This window comes from Streptomyces oryzae (genome assembly GCF_017676365.1).
GTDB classification, from domain to species: domain Bacteria; phylum Actinomycetota; class Actinomycetes; order Streptomycetales; family Streptomycetaceae; genus Streptomyces; species Streptomyces oryzae.
The window spans coordinates 22905-41208 of sequence record NZ_JADKMA010000024.1; the positions used below are offsets into that span (position 1 = coordinate 22905).

Here is an 18304-nt window from a genome sequence, read left to right on the forward strand (position 1 = left end):
TCTTGCATCTCTGTATGACTGTATAGCAGAGTGACTGTCTTGCTCGGCCGACGACATCGCCATTCACCGAGGAGGAAGCCATGTCCGAGATCCGCTGGGCCACGTTCGACTGCTTCGGGACGCTGGTCGACTGGCGGCACGGCATCAGCAACGGCATCGACCTGCTGTTCCGGGGGCAGGGGGCCCGGCTGCTGGAGAACTACAACCGGCACGAGGCCGCGGTACAGGCCGAGATGCCCGACCGTCGCTACCGGACCGTGATGACCGAGGCGCTGCGGCGTACCGCACGCGAGGCCGGCCTGTCGCTGCGCGAGGACGACGCCGCAGTCCTCGGCGCCACGATCCCGTACTGGCCCGTGTTCGACGAGGTCCAGGAGGAGCTCACCAGTCTGCGGGACGCGGGCTGGCGGATCGCGCTGCTGACCAATTGCGACCAGGACGTGATCGGCGAGAGCCAGCGCCGGCTGGGGGCAAAGGTGGACGCGGTCGTCTCTGCCGAGATGGTCGGGGCCTACAAGCCCCGCCACAACCACTTCAACCGGTTCGAGGAGAGCTTCTGGGTGAGCCGCAACAACTGGGTGCACGTTGCGCAGAGCTACTTCCACGACATGGAGCCCGCACACGAACTGGGCCTCGCCCGGGTGTGGATCAACCGGCTCGGCGACCCGGACCCTCGCTCCATCGTCAAGCACCAACTGCCGGACCTGCGCGGTCTGACCGACGCCGTCGAGGCGGCACACGCGGAGCGCCTCGCAGCCCGCTGACCGACGGCCGGGAACGCTTGCGCGCTCACCCGGGCATCGCGTACGGCCTGCCGGTTCCGGGGCGGATCACGCCGGGGGAGTGCTGCGCCCGCTGGCTAAACTGTCATACAGCCGAGCTGTTGCCCCGCCGCCGGGAGGACCACCGTGCCGCCGCTCCAGACGACGACGACACGCGACGCCTTGGTCGCCGAGATCCGTCGAGAGATCCTCAGCGGGGATCTGGCGCCCGGAACCAGCCTGACCGAGGTCGGGCTGGCCGGTCGCTACGAGGTGGCGCGGCCGACTGTGCGCTCTGCGCTGCAGGAACTCGGCCGGCGGCACCTTGTCGTCTCCAACGGCGGCCGGTCGCCGATCGTGCCCGTGATGACCGACGAGGACGTGCGTGATCTCTTTTTCGTCCGCCGTCCGCTGGAACTCGAGGCAGTGGCCCGGATCGTCGCCGACGGACGTGACCTGGGCGCGGCCGAGCAGCGGCTCGAGGACCTGCGTCGCCTTCCTGGGGACGCGAGTTGGGGCGAGCGGGTCGAGACCCACACCGCTTTCCACATCGCGCTGATCGACTGCGCCGGCAGCGCGCGCCTGAGCAGGGTGTATCCCGGCTTGCAGGAGGAGATGCAGCTGTGCCTGGCCCAGCTGCACGCCTCGTACCCGGGCTCGCAGGATCTGTACCGTGAGCACCGGGTCCTCCTCGACGCGATCCGCTCCGGCTCCCGCGAGGACGCCCTCGCCGAGCTGAATCTGCACCTCGACCGCGCGCTCGGGAAACTTTCCGACGTCCAGCAGCGCTGACCCAGGTAAGCCCTGGTTCGCAGGGAGCGGCGAACGCACTGCAACCGCAACGAGGAGGGTCCATGGCCGGGCAGCCCAAGATGATCAGCACCGCCGACTACCACACCGCAGGCGAGCCCTTCCGGATCGTGCTCGGCGGTGTACGCGCGCCGCAGGGTGCGACGATCCTCGACAAGCGCGACGACGCCATCGCCCGCCTCGACGGCATCCGCAAGCTGCTCACCCTGGAGCCGCGCGGCCACGCGGACATGTACGGCTGCTTCGTCACCGAGCCCGACGACGCCGGCGCCGACCTCGGCCTGATCTTCTTCCACCGCGAAGGCTTCAGCACCGCCTGCGGCCACGGCTCCATCGCCGCCGCCGTGTGGGCCGTCACCACCGGCTACGCCGCTCCGCGTGAGGATGGCACCCTCGTCCTCGACGTCCCCTCGGGCCGGGTGACCTGCCACCTCAGCGACGAAGCCGGCCACCCCCGGGTCCGCTTCGTCAACGTCCCCTCCTATCTGCACGCCCGGGACGTCGAGGTCGCCACAGCAGAGGGCGCCACGCGCGCCGACATCGCCTACGGCGGTGCCTTCTACGCCATGGTCGACGCCGGCAGCGTCGGGCAGCAGGTCACCCCCGCGCACCTGCCCCGCCTCATCGAACTCAGCGCCCAGATCAAGGCGGACATCCTCGCGCGGCACCAGCTCGCCGGACCCGAGGACGACCGCGTCAACGGCCTGTACGGGGTGATCTTCTACGACCGGCTGGCCACCGAGGCCGGACGGATCGAAGAGCGCAACGTGGCCGTCTTCGCCGACGGACAGGTCGACCGTTCCCCGTGCGGCAGCGGCACCTGCGCCCGCTTGGCCACTCTCCATGCGCGCGGCGAGCTCGGGGACGGCGAGCTGGTCAACCGCAGCGTCATCGGCACCGTCTTCACCGGCCGCGTCGCCGGAACCACCACTGTTGCCGGATACCCGGCGGTCATCCCTGAGGTCGCGGGCACCGCCCGTCTCACCGGCTACCACACCTTCGTGGCCGAGCCCGGCGACGAACTGCCCCACGGCTTCCTGCTGCCCACCACCGCGGCCGACCGCTGAGCCACGAGACCACCCTTCTCTCCCCGGGTTCAGCGGGCGAGCCAGCCGCCGTCGACGGTGAGGACGTGGCCGCACACGTAGTCCGAAGCCGGGGCGGCCAGGAACACCGCGGCTCCGACCAGGTCCTCGGGGGTGCCCCAGCGGCCGGCGGGGATGCGGGACCTGATCTCCGGTTCGCGCACCGGGTCGGAGCGCAGGGCCCGGGTGTTGCTGGTGGCGATGTAGCCGGGGGCGATGGCGTTGACCTGGACGCCTTTGCCGGCCCATTCGTTGGCCAGGGCGCGGGTCAGGCCCGTCACGGCGTGCTTGCTCGCCGTGTATCCGGCGACGTTGATGCCGCCCTGGAAGGACAGCAGCGACGCTATGTTGATGATCTTCCCGGAGCCGCGGGCCAGCATCCGGGTGCCCGCTGCCCGTGCGAGCGTGAACACCGCGTCGAGATTGGTGGTCAGGACGGCTTCCCAGTCCTCGTCCGCCATCTCGGTGGCCGGGGACCGGCGGATGATGCCCGCGTTGTTGACGAGAATGTCCACCGGCGTCTCGTCCAGCACGGCGCCCGCCTCCTCGGCGAGGTGCTCGGTGCTCGACAGATCGCGGATCCACCGACGGGCGCTCCGGCCGGCGGCCTCGACCCGTCGCGCCGTATCGTCCAGGTCGTCGTGGTGGCCATGGAGGACCAGGTCGGCGCCGGCCTGGGCCAGGCCGACCGCGATCGCCCGGCCGATGCCGGTGCGGGAACCGGTCACCAGGGCTGTACGGCCGCGCAGGTCGAAAAGAGGGTTGGGCAGCGGGCTGGGCAGGGGGGTCATCGCAGCTCCGTGATCGGATACGGCTCGACGTCGGTGTAGTCGGTGTTCTCGCCGCCCATGGCCCACACGAAGGCGTAGGAGCTGGTGCCGAACCCGCAGTGGACGGACCAGGAAGGCGAGATCACGGCCTGTTCGCCCGCGACGATCAGGTTGCGGGTCTGGTCCGGGCGGCCCATGAGGTGGACGACGCGCTGCTCGGGGTCCAGGCCGAAGTACAGATACGTCTCGGTGCGCCGGTCGTGCAGGTGGGCCGGCATCGTGTTCCACATGCTCCCGTCGGCGAGTTCGGTGATCCCGAGGACGAGCTGGCAGCTGGGGATGCCGTCGGAGTGGATGAACTTGTAGATGGTGCGCTCGTTGGACGTGCGCTGTTCGCCGAGGTGCACGGGGGTCGCCTCCGCCAGGCCCGCCTTGCGGGTGGGGTGGGTGGCGTGCGCGGGGGTGGATACGAGGTAGAAGGCCGCGGAGCCGTCACCGGTGAAGGTGACCTCGCGTGTGCCCCGGCCGACGTAGAGCACCTCCTTGGCGGCCAGTTGGTGTTCGCTGCCGTCGGCCGTGACGGTTCCCGGGCCGCTGCCCACGTTGACGACGCCGAGTTCCCGGCGGGCGAGGAAGTGGTCGGCGCGCAGCGGATCCGCCGTACGCAGCGGCACCGGCGCGCCGGACGGCCTGACGCCGCCGATGACCATCCGGTCCTCATGGGTGTAGACGGTCCGGACCTCGTCGGTGCCGAACAGGTCCTGGACGAGGAAGCGCGAGCGCAGCGCCTCGGTGTCGAGACCGGGAACCTGATCAGGTCCTGTGGTGTGCCTGACCTCCATGGATGACCTCCGTCGTGTCGTCAGGGGCGGTGCCGCGCCCGGTCGGTGAGCGCGGCGGCGTATGCGTGCAGGGCGAGGCCCTGGCCCCAGGGCTGGATGGTGTCGTTGCGGATCACGGAGTAGCCGAAGGGGACGAGCTGCAGGACCGTGCCCGCGCTGGTGCGGGTGAGGGTGCCGTCCTCGGCCACGTACGGATGCAGACCGGCGAGCGCGCGCCAGGCTGCTGCGCGCAGGCGCTCCGGTTCGATGCCGAGTGCCGCTGCGCGGAACATCGCGGCCGCGATGCCTGCCGTGCCGGAGGTCTCGAGGATGCCGCGGTTCTCCGGCTGCCCGTCGACCAGAACGTCCCACACGCCGTGCGCGGGCTGATGATCGGCGAGCGCGAGGAGTTGACGGCGCAGCAGGGCGCGAATGCGGTCGCTCGTCTCGCGCATCCGGTCGCCCATGTCCGGGTCGGCACCGGCACCGGCCGCTTCGAGGTATTCGACGGCCGCGAGTGCCGTCCAGGCGTTCGCGCGGCCCCAGAAGCACCAGATGGTGCGGCCCTCGTGGGAGCCGTGTGCGTAGAGGCCGGTGCCGGGGTGCTGCAGTACCCCGGCGTGCGCGAGGATCTGTTCGCCGGCCTCGGCGACGAGTTCCGGCCGGCCGGTGTGCAGGCCGCAGTGGATGAGGAACGTGCCCGCCATGAACGCCGTGTCCGCCCACACCCCGCCGGGCCAGTGCTCCAGCGCCCCGCCCGGCGCCCGGGTGACCTCGGGGGCGTGCCGCAGCCAGTGCAGCAGCCGCCGGCACCCGTCGGCGTAGTGCTCCTGCTGCGTCATCCCGTACAGATCGGCGCAGGCGGCGCCGGGCGCGAGATGGTTGACGTGGTCGAGCCCGACGCCCTCCCGCAGGTGCCGGTCGACGAACGCGGCGACGAAGGGGCGGGCGGGCGTTCCGGTGGCCTCGGCGAGGCGCAGCATGCCCTGAAGGACGACGCCCTCGCCCCAGAACCACTGGGTGAGGCCCATCGCCTCGGCCCGGTCGGCGATACGTGCGGCGGTGGAGGCGAGCAGTGCCGGCTGCAGCTCCTCCGGGTCGGCGGGCGGCAGCGGCGCTTCGGCCAGTGCCGCCTGGCTGGTGTCGAGGCCGCGCGCGGCGGTCACTGGCGTCATGCGTCCTCCGTTGCTGTCACCTGGCGGCCCCACTGGAGGTCGATGACGTGCGGTGCCGCGCCCGCCGGTGCCGGGGGAGCGATGGTGAGCGTGCGGTCCCCGAACTCCAGGCGGGCGCAGGGGTTGTCGAGCTGCGGGACGGGGGCGACGGTGCCGTCCTCGGCGAGATCGGCGGGGCGTCCGTCCACCGTGAACGGCCCGTCCCAGCTGAGGTCGAGCTCGGTGCCCTCCGGGGTGCGGAATCCGACCCGGCCGGGTCCGAACCGTGGTGTGGCGAGTGCGCGGGCGAAGTCACCGAGCTCGCCGTGGAGGGCGCGCCGCCCGATGGTGCACACCCAGGCGGTGCCGGGTCCCTTCGGGCGCAGCTCCTGCAGCGCTTCCGGTCCCGTGTCCGTCAGCAGCGCGCCCCCTTCGGTCGCGAGGGCCACATAGCCGTCCCCCTTGCGCCCCACCGTCCACACGCCGTACTGCAGCCACTCGTCGAACTCCGCGACCGGGAACCACGCGTGTGTGTAGCCCATCGCGTCGTCACCCGGTATCCGGTACAGCGCCAGGACCGTGGCCTCGTGCTGGCGGGCTCTGGGGAGGATGCGGTTGCCGGCCCAGGCGTTGGGCCGTGCCGAGGGCGAGGTGGAGGTGTTGGGCGCGTGGGTGACGTAGACCTGTGTCTCGGGGCCCAGCGTGGCGCCCCAGATGTGCTCCTGGAGTCCGGGCAGCCCCGGACGGTAGTCGCTCACGCAGGAGAGCATCGCGTCGGGGGTCTTGCAGATGGTGAGGTCGGAGGCGTACGGGCGCGCGAGGAGGTCATGGGTGGGCCGGTACTCACCCCGGTAGCTCTGCCGCCCCCACCAGCGTTCCGGCAGGTGGTGGGCGGCCTCCCGGATGGCGTCGGGCATCCGGTAGCGGACCGCGGTGGCGACGGCGGCAGCCGGCAGCACCGCGTCGTTCAGCGCCCCCGTGCCGAAGCACACCCACATGATCGGGGCTGTCTCCTCCAGCCGTGAGGAGCGCAGGGTGGACACGTACGAGCGGCCGTGTGCGCAGCCGTGGATGCCGCGCCACGAGTTGGCCGCCAGGCTGAAGAGCACCCGGTCGGCGACCCCGGCGGCGAGCTGGACGACCGCCTCGTCCTTCGCGAACTCCACCAGGGTCACCAGCGCGAGCAGGTCGATGGCGAGGTAGGCGTTGGAGTCGAACTCGCTGAAGCCGCCCGCGAGCTTGCGGCGCATCCATGCGATCGCCATGCCCCGGGCGTGGGCGGCGTGCTGCGCGCCGGTCCAGCCCGTGTTGCCGAACGTGTCCCCGGCCAGCTCCGAACCCCACAGCAGTTCGGCCGTGTGCCAGACGAGCTGGTGGTTCTCGGTGAAGTAGCACATGGCGTCGAGGCCCGGCTGGTCGATCCAGAACTTGAAGCCCAGAATCGCGTCGCGCACGCGTGTGCGCAGCCCCGCCTCCCAGCGGTCGGCGGGTATCCGGTGCCAGAGGTGGAGAAGGCCGACGGCTTCGAAGTCGGCGCAGTCCGCCCGGTTGTCGATCATCCACAGGGCGTGGGACACACCGGAGGCGGTCACCCGGTACGCCGGATCTGCGAGGGCGCGGGCGAGTTCGCCTGCCGTTCCGTCCGCACGCGCGGCGTGCCGCAGGAACTCCGCACGCCGCTCGGCGAGGGGGCCTTCGGGAGCCGCTCGGTAGCTGCGCGGCAGTACGGCGACGGGGAACTCCCGGTACACCGGGGAGCGCTCGTCGTCCATCGCGATCCGCAGCACGGTCGTTCCGGTGGAGAGCATGGAGGCGCTGCCGGTGCCGTGGTCGCCGTCATGGCCGCTGTCGGGGCCCTCGTCGTGCTCGCCGTCGTCGAGCCGTACGGTCGCGCGCCCGCCGGTCAGCCGGATCCGCCGCGTGCGCCCGGCCACGTCCACCCGCAGCGCCGCACCCTCCGGGCCGGTGATCTCCACCTCGCCGCTCGTCGTTCCCCCCCGCGGGACGCCCACCGCGTCCAGGATGCGCTCGGCGACGGCACCGGTGTGCTCGCAGGCGCCCTCGCCGGGCACCACGACCCGGACCGGCAGGCCGTCGACGCGCAGCCGCACCACATGGCGGCACTCCCGGAAGGCGACCTGCCACGAGGCGACGACCACCGTTGAGGTCCCGGAGGGCAGCCAGACCCGTACCGCCTGCTCGGCGGGTTCCATGTAGGTGACCGTGCCGGACTCGCCCACCAGCTCGCCGTTCACGAACAGCAGCACGGGGCCCGTGGCGGCCAGGCGCAGGGTCCGCCACTCGGCCTGGTCGACCTCCAGGACACAGGCTGCCAGGGCCGTCCGGTACTCCGGGGTGAAGCAGAACTCGCTCCAGTCGACCAGTCCGTCGGCCGGAGTGTGGACGCGCCGCCAGGTCCCGGTGTGCTCGGTGCCGTCCGGACCGGTGCAGCGGACCGGGCCGCCCTCCACGGGCGGCGTCGCGACGGGGTCCCTCCGCAGCGGGCGGTGCCGGTGGAGCTCTTCCTTCAGGGGGGTGACGTCGGGTCCGTTGGTCAGCCGCCACCGGCCCTGCTCCCCCCAGGGGTCGCCCTCGGCGGCCAGGTGCTTGCCGAGGTCGTCGGCCGGTGTTCCCCACACGGGGCTGATCAGCCAGTCCCGCACGGTTCCGCGCGCGTCGAGCGCGTGCACTGTGCGCCCGGCGTCCGCCGGATGCCGGAGACCGGCGTCACCGGTGTCGTTGCCTTCCTGCATACGTGGACTCCTTGCTCGGGCTGCGTCGCCGTACTGGGCTACGGCTGCTTCGTTGCCGTACTGGGCTGCCGGCTACTTCAGGCCGGTGCTGGCGATGCCGCGGACGATGTGGCGCTGCAGCACCAGGAAGATGATCACGACGGGGAGCATGCTGACCACGGACATGGCCAGGATGTAGTTGAATGGTGCGACGAGTTGGGAGTTGAACTGGGCCAGGGCGACGGGCAGCGTGTACTTCGACTGGTCCTGGCTGATGATCAGCGGCCAGAGGAAGTCGTTCCACCGCCACATCACCGAGAAGATCGTCACGACGGCGATGGCCGCGCCGCTCAGCGGCACCACGATCCGGGTGAAGATCCGGAACTCCCCGGCGCCGTCGATCCGGGCCGCGGCGATGAGTTCGTCGGGGATGGTGAGCATGTACTGGCGCAGCAGGAACACCCCGGTCGGGGTGGCAGCGGGCGGAATGATCAGTCCCCACAGCGAGTTCACCAGCCCCAGCTGCGCGGCCATCTGGTAGACCGGAATGAAGATCAGCTGCAGCGGGATCATGATGGTGCCGAGGACGATCAGGAACAGCAGGTTGCGGCCGCGGAAGTTGTATTTGGCCAGGCCGTAGGCGCACATCGTGTTGATGACGACGGTGAGCAGCGTCGCCCCCACGGTCACGATGACGCTGTTCCTGAGATAGAGCGCGAAGTCGAAGGAGCTCAGCGCCCCGGTGTAGTTCTCCGTGCGGAGCGAGGAGGGCAGCGGCGCCGGTGGGGTCTGGGCGAGCTCGCTCTGCGACTTGAAGGACGACAGCACCGCCCAGACGACAGGCGCCAGGACCACGATGGACAGGCCGATCAGTACGGCATAGGTCAGGACGCGCCCCGCTGTCGGGGTGGGGCCGTCACCGATCGAAGTCCACCGCCGGGTGCCGCGGGTGTCACGGGCGCCGCGGGAGCCGCGCAGGGCTGTCAGGCTCATGCCGACTCCTTCCGCTGGTTGTACAGGTAATTGATCACCGTCAGCGCGAACACCGCGCAGAAGAGGACAACGGCCGCGGCTGCGGCGGCGCCGTACTGGACGGGGGACTGGAAGGCGTGCTCGTAGATGTACTGGACCATGAGCGTGGTCCCGCCGACCGGGCCGCCGCCGGTGAGCGTCCAGATGTAGTCGAACGCCTGGAAGCCGTTGATGAGGCTGAGGATGACCACGACCATCGTGGTCGGCCGCAGCAGCGGCAGCGTGATGAGCCGCAGCTGCTGCCAGCCCGAGGCGCCGTCCATCCGGGCGGCCTCGTAGTACGTGGAGTCGATGCCCTGCAAGCCGGCCAGCACGATGAGGATGTAGAAGCCGACGTGCAGCCAGAGGCCGACGAAGATCACTACGGCCATGGCCAGGGTGCTGTTCACGAGCCAGCCGGGCTGGCCCAGACCGGCGCCGCCGAGCAGTGAGTTGAGCAGCCCGTTCTTCCGCTCGAAGATCCATCCCCAGATCAGTCCCACCACGACCGGCGAGATCACGACCGGGAGGAAGAACACGGTGCGGAAGAAGGCCCGGCCCTTGATCTTCTGGTTGAGCAGCAGGGCGAGGCCGATCGACACCACGGTCGTGAGCGTCACGAAGCACACGGCGAAGATCACGGTGTGCCGGGCCGCGCTCCAGAACTCGCTCTCGCTGAGCATCTCCTGGTAGTTGCTGCCGCCGACATAGGTGAAGTCGCGCCCGTTGCCGCTGTCGTACAGGCTGATGTTGAAGTTGTTGATCGCCGGATAGATGACGAACAGCCCGAAGATCAGCATGTTGGGCAGGACGAACAGATAGGGCGCCAGCCGCTGGTTCCACGGCTTGACGGACCTGCGGCGGTGGCCGGACCCGCGGCGGCCGGACCCCGGCATGGTGGGGCCGGCCGTCCGCGGGGGCGCCGTACGGGCCATCGCGGTCACTGCGCGTCCTTGAGCGCCTTTTGTGCTTCCGCGCGGATCGCCTCGACCGCCTCCTTGGGCGAGCTGTCACCGGCGAGCACCTTGGCCAGTTCCTTGACGGACGCGTCGGCGGTGGCGCCGAAGGCCGGGCTGTAGGCGCTGGCGTAGGCCGTCTGCGGGGTGCGCTTCACGTCGTCGAGGAAGGTCTGCATGTCGGCGTCGCGCTTCGGATACTTCACGCCGGAGGAGATCAGATCCTTGCGGGTGGGCAGGAAGTTCGCGTCCTTCGCCAGCTTTTCCTGGGACGCCTTGGAGTTCATGAAGGCGATGAACTCCGCTGCCAGCTTCTGGTGCTTGCTCTGCTTGAACGACGCCATGAACTTGCCGCCCGGGAAACCGCCGCACGTCTTCTGGCAGGGATTCGGCGCGGCGGCCCAGGTGAACTTGGCGTCCTTGGCGAATGCGCTGACCTGCCAGTTGCCGCTGAGGTACACCGGGGTCTGCTGGGCGAGGAAGATTTCGTTGGCGGCCTTGTACTTCGTGCCGGCCTGCAGCCACAGGTCCTTGGGCATCGTCCCGGAGGCGTTGAGCTCGGCGAAGCGCTTCACCGCGGCCGTCGCCTTCCCGGTGTCCAGCCCCGGCTTCTTGCCCGTCTTGTCGAAGAAGTCGGTGCCGTACTGGCTGAGCATGGTCGAGAAGCGGTGCCCGGAGACATCCATGGCGATCGCGTTCTGGGTCTTGTTCGCGGCCTGCACCTTCTTGGCGTCCTTGACCATGTCGTCCCAGGTCCAGGGCTGCTTCGGGTCAGGAAGCGGCACGCCGGCCTTCTTGAACTGGTCCACGTTGATCAGCGGGCCGTTCATGGTGAGGTCGCTGGGCACGGCGAGCAGTTCGCCGCTCTTTCCGGTGATGTAGGAGTCGGCCCCCTTGAGGAACTTCCCGTTCAGAGCACCCTTTTGGAACTTGTTCAGATCGAGGAGATCAGTGCGGAAGGGGGTGATGTCGGTCAGCCGCGCCACATCCGGCGCATTGTTCCCCGACAGCCGTGCCTGCAGCCGCTGTTCGAGATTGTCGAAGGGGACGATCTGCAGATTGACCTTGGCGCCGGTCTTCTTCTCGAACTCGTCGATCAGATCGCGGGTCGCCTGCTCGTCCGGGCCGTCGGTGAAATAGAGGTACGTCAGCTTCTTGTCGTCGGCCTGCTTCGTATCGCCGCCGTCCGAACTGCTGCCGGGGGCACAGGAGGAGGCGAGGAGGGTGATCGCTGCCGCGGTGACGGTGACCGTGAGCGATATGCGTGCGGATCTCATGAGGAACTACCTCCGAAACTAACGGCGTTGACCTGACCCACGAAGCCCAGGCGACGGGATATCGCCAGCGCCACCTCAGCAACGCGCTGAGCTGCCATGTCCTGCTTGCCGAGCATCCGCTCCCGCGGCCCGGCAACGCTGATCGCGCACAGTGGCCACCCGCGCTCGTCACGGATCGGCGCCCCGAAGCACAAGACGTCGGGCTCGTTCTCGCTGTCGTCGATCGAGAACCCCCTGGCGCGGGTCTCGTCCAGCTCCGCACGCAGCCGGGCCGGGTCGGTGAGCGTGGTCGGCGTGTACGCGGGCAAGGGGATCCGGTCGACCAGGGCGTCGGCCTCGTCGAGCGGCAGAGCGGCCAGATACGCCTTGCCCAGCGAGGTGCTGTGGAGATCACGCCGCACTCCCAGCAGCCTGCGGACCGCGATGGAGTGGTCGGTGACGTCCTCGTGCGCGATGTACACCATCTGGTCGCCGTCACGTACCGCCATGAGCGCGGCCTCGGACAACTCCCGCGACAGATCCCGCAGGTGCGCCTGAGCCGCCAGAAACGGATCGAAGCCGCTCAGCGCGGCCATACCGAGGGTGACGGTGCGCTGCCCGAGCACGATGTCGTCCGCGTTGCCCTGCCAGTCCACGTAGCCGTGTTGCCGCAGCGTTCCGAGGATCCGGTACGTGGCACTGCGGGACAGGTCCAGCCGCTCCGCGACCTGGGCTGCGCTCAACGAGCGCTCCGTGCTCAGGAGTTCCAGGATCGCGAGTCCGCGCTCCAGCGTCCCCGGCCGGCGACCCAGATCAGCGGATCCCGACTGATGGTGGTCCTCACTCATTTCCACCCCCATGCTCACCCGATGAGCGGGTGATACGTTCGATGAATGGGATGGAAGCTAGCTTCGCCGGTCAGGCGTGTCAATGGTTGGCGCAAGCGCTGACCGCTCGGCCCGTCCCGGCGCGGTTCTCGACTCCGCGCAGGCGGCAGTCGCAAATGGGGCGAAAAGGTAGATTTCCCCAACCGGTCTCAGGTGTGAGCCGCCGGCGCCCTCCCAGGCCGGTGACGGCCCCGATCAGCGGCTGGGGCTAGGGTCACCGGTGTGAGTGACTACTACGACCTGTTCCTGGCGGTGGACCTGCCGCCGGACCTGCCGGAGCCGGTGCTTCTGGAACTGAGGTGGCTCCTGGGGCAGGCGGACATGCCGACAGAGTTGACGTCGACCGACTGGGACTCATGGGGCGGCCCCTGGCAGGCCTTCGCCGGTGGCTCGGCGAGTCACTCGTTCGACGGGGCCGATGTCTCCCTGCTGGTCCGTGCCGTGGACAGGCCCCACTTGGACGGCAGCGAACCGTGGGCCCTGACCGTCAGGACGTGCGTCCACGAGGACGACTTCGGGGTGACGATGGACGTCGTCGGGTGGCTCCTTCGACACGCGATCACGCAAGGGTGGGTCGGGTTCGTCCGTGACTCCGGCCTGGGTCAGGTCCAACATCTGGTGCGCCACGAGGACGGCTTCGACCTTGTCGATGTCCGCCCGACCGGCCGGCAGAAGCGTGTGCCCTGGCCGTCGCGGTAGCCACTCGCAGCCGGCCGGCAACGCCGGCGGGCCCCAGGGCTCCGAAGCCCGTACTTCACCCTGGCCTGTGTCCGCCGTCATCAGGTGTGCCGGCCCAGTTCTCGGCGACTTGGACGAAGCCGCGTACCAGTGGGCTGCGTGCTGCCGTCCTCGGCCAGGCCACGACGAGATCACTGGGCGGGCGGTCGCTCAGCGGGACGACGACCAGACCGGCCGGCAACGGCTGATCGAGGGGAGCGAGAGCCGAAGTGCCGTTCCACAGGACCGCTTGCAGGCACTCCTGGATCGTCCGCATGACCGGCGACGCGTCGTTGTCCCCACCTCCGGTCCAGTACGCCGTCCACACCGGATCGGCGCCGTCCGGCAGCCGGACCCATCGGCGGCCGGCGAGGTCGGCAGCCGAGACCGAGGCGTGACCGGCGGCTGGATCGTCATCGCGCATCACGACGCCGACGGGTACCGAGCGCAGGACGCGGGTGCTGATGCCGGTCAGGTCGAAGGGGGTTCGGGTGAGTGCCACGTCGGCCAGCCCGGCGCGGAGTCCGGCCGTCGGGTCGCCGAGATCGGTTTCGTGCAGGGTGACGTGGACGTGCGGATGGCGGGCCCGGAAGAGTGGGACCAGCCGGCCGCCGACCTGCTCGGCCGCGTCCGCCAGGGTCCCGACGGTGAGGGGCGCCGTACCCGCCGCAGCGGCCACGCGCCTGCGGATCCGGTCCGCTCGCCCCAACAACGCCTCCGCTTCGTCATACAGAACCTTTCCGGCGGGCGTGAGGGTGACGCCCTTGGCAGTGCGCTCGAACAGGAGGACGCCGAGTTCGTCCTCGAGCTGCCGGATCGCGCGGCTCAGCGGCGGCTGCGTCATGTGCAGGCGGTGCGCCGCCCGGCCGATGTGACGCTCCTCGGCGACGGCGTGGAAATACCGGAGCGAGCGAAGGTCCACCTCGAGCACGATACCCACGCGGCATCGGGCGTTCCGAACGGGTCTTGGACAGCGGACACCGCAGCGGCCAACGATGGAAGCAGCCGAGCCGACGAAGAGGAGTATTCATGGCCGCCCCCGCTCTCACGGTCGGGTGCTTCCCGTACGACACGACGCGGGCGCTGTTCGACGGGACCGTAAGCACCGACGGAACCGACGGAATCGACGTCACGATGAAAACCGCAGCGACCCTGCCGGAGATCTTCGACCGGCTGATCCGCGGAGACGAGTTCGACGTCGCCGAACTCGGTCTCACCTTCTACCTTCGGTTGCTGGGGACCGGACTTCCGTTCGTGGCGTTGCCGGTCTTCCCGAACCGCGTGTTCCGCCACTCGTGCATCTTCGTCAACGTCCACAGCGGGATCGCGGAACCGAGCGATCTCGCGGGCAGGACCATCGGCGAGTTCGGCGTCTACGGCCAGGACTCCGGTGTCTGGGCCAAAGGGATCCTGATGGACGAGTACGGATTCAAACCAGAGGAGAGCCGTTGGGTGATCGGCGGCCTCGAGCACCCCGCGCCCCCCTTCGACTTCATCCCCCATCCGCACCCGGCCGACGTCGACGTGCGGGCCGCACCCGAGGGAAAGACACTGAGCGCGATGCTCGACGCCGGTGAGATCGACGCGCTGTTCTCGGCGAATGTCCCGCAGTGCGTGCTCGACGGATCCCCGAATGTCACCCGGCTGTTCCCCGACTTCGAGCCGCTGGAACGCGACTACTACCGGCGCACCGGCATTTTCCCGATGATGCACACCATCGTCATCCGGCGGGAACTGCTGCGGGACCATCCAGGACTCGCGCACGGCGTCTACCGCGCCTTCTCCCGGGCGAAGGACGCCGCTGCCGAGCGCTACCGCCGAAGCCGCAGGCTCTACCAGGTGCAGACCATGATTCCGTGGATGAACGCCCTGGTGGATCGCAACGGTGAACTGTTCCCCGAGGACTGGTGGCCCTACGGCATCGCTGCCAACCGCGCCGCCCTCGACGCCTGCCTGCGCTACCACTACCAGCAGGGTCTGACCAGCCGGCAGTGGAGGATCGAGGACGTCTTCGCTGCGGAATTGCTCGACACATAGCCGCCGTCCCCAGGAACCGACCCCGGGCCAAGGCCGGATGAGACAGGTGATGAGACAGGTCAGGAGATGAGCGAGCGGCCTGTGGGTGCCAGCCGCAGGGTCCGGGGGGCTGCTGTCTGTTCTCGCTCGATGCCCGGCAGGATCTCGTCCCGTGCAAGGGGATGGGCCAGTACCTCGGCGAGGTGCTGTCGGTGAGCGCTCTCGTCGGGGTACGACGTGACGACCACGGCGACGTTCTCCCCGGTGCGAACCGGCAGCCTGGGAAAGGTGTTGTGTGCCGTCTCGGTGGTGAGGGCGGCGAGCGGCGCGGGTCCCGTCTTGTCGAGTACGGGGAGGAGACCGTCCCGGATCAGTGCGATGCCGTCGTGCCGTCCGGGAGGGAAGGACCACACGGTGGCGGACACGAAGCGGTCCGGTGCCGGAGTGCCGTTCCGGGGCCGCCCGGACGGGGGGACGGCGAAGCCGCTCCCTTCCGACAGCGGGCGCAGGAGGAGGACATCGTCGGAGTCGAGCATGGTGGCGTTGGCCTGGGGGCCGTGCTCGGCCCAGACGGGGCCACCGTAGAAAGCCGTCAGTGCGTCGTGCCGTACCGCCATGTCCCCGAACCCGCGCAGCCAGACGAAGCGATCCGGATCACCGAGGTCACGGAACTGGCCGAGCACGACCATCCCGGCCTCCTCCTGGGGCTCGACGAACTCACGGTCGAACAACTCGACGAGTTCGTCGCGCCGACCGGATCGCAGCGTGTACTGGCGAAGCTCGATCACCGCGGGACGTACGGCGTCGTCGGCGGAGGGCATGGCAGGCTCCTGTTCAGTTCTTACGCACGGGGGCGGGTTTCTTCCGGCTCGTTCGGCCGCAGCCGGGTGTGAGCCGACGGTAGGGGAGCCGTGTGCCAGGGGCTGTCAGGGTTTCCGGGGAGAATGCGCCCATGTCTGCCGGTCGACTGCTGTCGGTGCTGCTGTTGCTGCAATCCCGCGGCCGCGTGTCCGCGCGGGGGCTCGCCGATGAGCTGGGCGTGTCCGTACGCACCGCCTACCGTGACGTGGCGCGCCTGCAGGACGCCGGGGTCCCGGTGTATGCGGAGCCGGGTCGCGGAGGCGGCTATCAGCTGGTCGAGGGCTATCGCACCCGCCTGACCGGGATGAGTGAGGGCGAGGCACGGGCGCTGTTCTTCGCCGGGCTGCCAGGACCCGCCGCCGACCTGGGGCTCGCGGCGGAGGTGACGGCAGCGCGGCTGAAGCTGCTGGCAGCGCTGCCGACGGGACTGCGTGAGGAGGCCGCGCGGACCGCGGCGGTGTTCCACCTGGACGCTCCCGGCTGGTACCGGGAACCCGAACGGACGCCGTATCTGCCGCTGTTCGTCGACGCGGTGCTCACCCAGCGAGCGGTGGACGTGCACTACCGCCGCTGGCGCGCGCCGCAAGAGGTGCACCGTCGCCTCCGGCCCTACGGCCTGGTGCTCAAGTCCGGGGTCTGGTACCTCGTGGCCGACGCGAAGAACCGCATCGCGACCTACCGGGTGACCCAGGTCCTCGACGCGGTGCTGAGCGACGAGCGGTTCGACCGACCGCGGGACTTCGACCTGGGCGCGTACTGGACCTCCTACCTCGACGATTTCCGGACACGCCGCTACACCGGCACAGCCACCGTCCGCCTGTCCCCACGAGGACGCCGGCGCCTGCCCGACAACGTCCCCCCGGAGGTGGTGCGGGCGGTCGACGCCACCGCGACCGTCGTCGGCGACAAGGGATGGGTCGAGGCGGTCATCCCGACCGAGAGCACCGAGCACGCGTGCGGCGAGTTGCTTCGGCTCGGTACCGACGTCGAGGTCGTCGCCCCGGCCGGACTGCGCCGAGCCATGGCCGACACCGTGGGCGTACTCGCCAGGGCTTACGGATCCGCGCGGTAAGCCTGCCCCCCCCCGAAACCATCCAGTTCAACCCGTCCCGTACTGCGCCGCGGCGGGTCCGGGCCGGTGCGCGCGCTCGTTCCGGGCCGTGACCACCCGGCAGGGCGGCAAGGGCAGCCGCTCACCCGCCGGCGACCAATCCGCACACAGCTCGTCGATCACGCGGCGGGTCACGTGCGGCATGGCGATCAGCTGTGCCCGCTCCCCCTCAACCGAGAGACGCCAGCGCCTGCGCACCTCCTCCGGTGGCCGGTCGAAGGTGACCGTGAGCGCGTGCGGCTGCCGCTGAGGGCGCGCCCCCACGGCGGTCAGCGACGACTTCGCGTACTCGGCGGTGTCCTGGCAGCGGTGCACCAGATCGCGCAGCCCGGAGGTGCCCAACTGGCGAAGCCGCTTCCACAGCAGCACAGTGGCCAGTCCGCTGCGGGAGCAGGCCAGCGTGTGGTCGCGGGTGCCCACATACTCACCCACCGGAGAGCTCGGCAGCAGGCTCCGCCGGGCCAGTACGATGCCGCACGGCACCGGGGCGCCGAGGAACTTGTGACCGCTCACCGAGACGCTGTCCGCGCCGTCCCGGAAGTTCCAGGGAGGCCGCGGAGAGCTGAAAGCCGCCACGATGCCGCCCAGCGCCGCGTCGCAGTGCACATAGCAGGGACCCGCCGCGCCGGCTGCCTCCCGGAGCGCCGGGACGTCGTCGAACGCTCCGCCCATGGTCGTACCGGCCGTGGCGAGCACCACCGCGCCCCGGGGCGGGCGTCCGGCCGCGGCGTCCTCCCGGCGCTGGGTCCGGCACAGCGCGCCCAGCGCCTCCGCGTCCATGGTGCCGTCCGGTCCGCAGGGCACGGAGACCAGACGCATCCGCAGCAGTTCGGACGCTTTGCGCACGCTGTAATGCGCCTGCGAGGAGGCGTAGAGGGGCGCGTGCTCGAACTGCTCGCGCCCCACGTACAGCCCGAAGGTGACGCCTTCGCTGCCACCGCTGGTCACATACCCGTACGTCGTGCCCGGATCGCCCTGTGCCAGCTCGGTGAACCAGGCGATGACCTCCCGCTCGAAGTCCTTCGTGTGCATCCCTGAGGCGTCCTCGCTGTCGGGGTCGCCGACGTTGTTGGCGAGGGTGGCCAGCAGATGCCCGCTGTCGGAGTCGTCGAAGGCCATGTTGCCGGGGAACCCCAGGAAGTGTTCCCGGGCTTGCGACAGCTGTCGGGAAACCTCCCGCAGTGCCGACACGGTCTCGTCGGCGGGACAGGGCTTCTCGCCGATGGTCAGGTTCGGGTGCGACAGTACGCTCAACTTCAGGTTCTTCCTCGCGTCAGCGCCGGATCGTGGAATGCAGGGCCGGGCATGGGTGGGTTCACCGGACATCGGTGGGTTCAGTGGTCACTGACCGGGGGC

The 18304-nt window shown here is 69.9% G+C and carries 17 protein-coding genes; 6 read left to right on the plus strand and 11 right to left on the minus strand.

The features are described 5' to 3' along the window. Window positions 1-80: 80 nt before the first annotated feature. The 3 genes from ITI46_RS07380 to ITI46_RS07390 all read left to right on the plus strand — a co-directional run bounded on the left by ITI46_RS07380 (window position 81) and on the right by ITI46_RS07390 (window position 2638). Window positions 81-764, plus strand: a complete 684-nt coding sequence (locus tag ITI46_RS07380) for an HAD family hydrolase (RefSeq protein WP_209238607.1) — start codon at window positions 81-83, stop codon at window positions 762-764. A gap of 144 nt (window positions 765-908) precedes the next feature. Then, window positions 909-1553 carry a GntR family transcriptional regulator gene (locus ITI46_RS07385; RefSeq protein WP_209238608.1) on the plus strand — a complete coding sequence of 215 codons (645 nt, stop codon included), beginning with the start codon at window positions 909-911 and terminating at the stop codon, window positions 1551-1553. Between the two features lie 62 nt (window positions 1554-1615). After that, the gene (locus ITI46_RS07390) at window positions 1616-2638 is read left to right on the plus strand and encodes a proline racemase family protein (protein WP_209238609.1); all 1023 of its coding nucleotides are present in this window, start codon (window positions 1616-1618) and stop codon (window positions 2636-2638) included. Window positions 2639-2667: 29 nt separating this feature from the next. On the opposite strand, the gene kduD is transcribed toward ITI46_RS07390, so the two are convergent. The 8 genes from kduD to ITI46_RS07430 form a co-directional block, all read right to left on the minus strand. Beyond that, entirely contained in the window at window positions 2668-3447 is a 780-nt protein-coding gene (gene kduD, locus ITI46_RS07395; RefSeq protein WP_209238610.1) for a 2-dehydro-3-deoxy-D-gluconate 5-dehydrogenase KduD, read from the minus strand. Continuing rightward, on the minus strand, window positions 3444-4268 hold the full coding sequence (gene kduI / locus ITI46_RS07400; RefSeq protein WP_209238611.1) for a 5-dehydro-4-deoxy-D-glucuronate isomerase: 825 nt from the start codon (window positions 4266-4268) through the stop codon (window positions 3444-3446). The genes kduD and kduI overlap by 4 nt, the downstream gene beginning before the upstream one ends. Window positions 4269-4288: 20 nt before the next feature. Beyond that, complete coding sequence (locus tag ITI46_RS07405; RefSeq protein ID WP_209238612.1) at window positions 4289-5422, minus strand: glycoside hydrolase family 88 protein; 1134 nt, start codon at window positions 5420-5422, stop codon at window positions 4289-4291. Further along, window positions 5419-8154 carry a hypothetical protein gene (locus tag ITI46_RS07410; RefSeq protein ID WP_209238613.1) on the minus strand — a complete coding sequence of 912 codons (2736 nt, stop codon included), beginning with the start codon at window positions 8152-8154 and terminating at the stop codon, window positions 5419-5421. The genes ITI46_RS07405 and ITI46_RS07410 overlap by 4 nt, the downstream gene beginning before the upstream one ends. Before the next feature lie 72 nt (window positions 8155-8226). Beyond that, window positions 8227-9126 carry a carbohydrate ABC transporter permease gene (locus ITI46_RS07415; RefSeq protein ID WP_209238614.1) on the minus strand — a complete coding sequence of 300 codons (900 nt, stop codon included), beginning with the start codon at window positions 9124-9126 and terminating at the stop codon, window positions 8227-8229. After that, on the minus strand, window positions 9123-10079 hold the full coding sequence (locus ITI46_RS07420; protein WP_247745621.1) for a carbohydrate ABC transporter permease: 957 nt from the start codon (window positions 10077-10079) through the stop codon (window positions 9123-9125). Before ITI46_RS07420 ends, ITI46_RS07415 begins: the two co-directional genes overlap by 4 nt. 5 nt (window positions 10080-10084) lie before the next feature. Then, window positions 10085-11377, minus strand: a complete 1293-nt coding sequence (locus tag ITI46_RS07425) for an ABC transporter substrate-binding protein (RefSeq protein WP_209238616.1) — start codon at window positions 11375-11377, stop codon at window positions 10085-10087. Then, a complete protein-coding gene (locus tag ITI46_RS07430) occupies window positions 11374-12204 on the minus strand; it encodes an IclR family transcriptional regulator (RefSeq protein WP_209238617.1) in 831 nt (276 codons plus the stop codon). The genes ITI46_RS07425 and ITI46_RS07430 overlap by 4 nt, the downstream gene beginning before the upstream one ends. A 261-nt stretch (window positions 12205-12465) precedes the next feature. On the opposite strand from ITI46_RS07430, the gene ITI46_RS07435 reads away from it, so the two are divergent. Then, the gene (locus ITI46_RS07435) at window positions 12466-12942 is read left to right on the plus strand and encodes a hypothetical protein (protein WP_209238618.1); all 477 of its coding nucleotides are present in this window, start codon (window positions 12466-12468) and stop codon (window positions 12940-12942) included. Between the two features lie 55 nt (window positions 12943-12997). On the opposite strand, the gene ITI46_RS07440 is transcribed toward ITI46_RS07435, so the two are convergent. After that, window positions 12998-13882, minus strand: coding sequence for a LysR family transcriptional regulator (locus ITI46_RS07440; RefSeq protein WP_209238619.1), 885 nt, complete (start codon window positions 13880-13882; stop codon window positions 12998-13000). A 107-nt stretch (window positions 13883-13989) separates the two neighbouring features. Here ITI46_RS07440 and ITI46_RS07445 point away from each other — a divergent pair, with 107 nt between their 5' ends. Next, on the plus strand, window positions 13990-14997 hold the full coding sequence (locus ITI46_RS07445; protein WP_209238620.1) for a substrate-binding domain-containing protein: 1008 nt from the start codon (window positions 13990-13992) through the stop codon (window positions 14995-14997). A 59-nt stretch (window positions 14998-15056) separates the two neighbouring features. Here ITI46_RS07445 and ITI46_RS07450 read toward each other — a convergent pair whose 3' ends face one another. Further along, a complete protein-coding gene (locus ITI46_RS07450; RefSeq protein WP_209238621.1) occupies window positions 15057-15797 on the minus strand; it encodes an NIPSNAP family protein in 741 nt (246 codons plus the stop codon). A gap of 131 nt (window positions 15798-15928) precedes the next feature. Between ITI46_RS07450 and ITI46_RS07455 the strand changes: the two genes are divergently transcribed. Continuing rightward, window positions 15929-16909 (plus strand): helix-turn-helix transcriptional regulator, encoded by a 981-nt coding sequence (locus tag ITI46_RS07455; protein ID WP_209238622.1) that lies wholly within the window; start codon window positions 15929-15931, stop codon window positions 16907-16909. Between the two features lie 27 nt (window positions 16910-16936). On the opposite strand, the gene ITI46_RS07460 is transcribed toward ITI46_RS07455, so the two are convergent. Then, entirely contained in the window at window positions 16937-18202 is a 1266-nt protein-coding gene (locus ITI46_RS07460; RefSeq protein WP_247745612.1) for a pyridoxal-dependent decarboxylase, read from the minus strand. Window positions 18203-18304 lie beyond the last annotated feature (102 nt).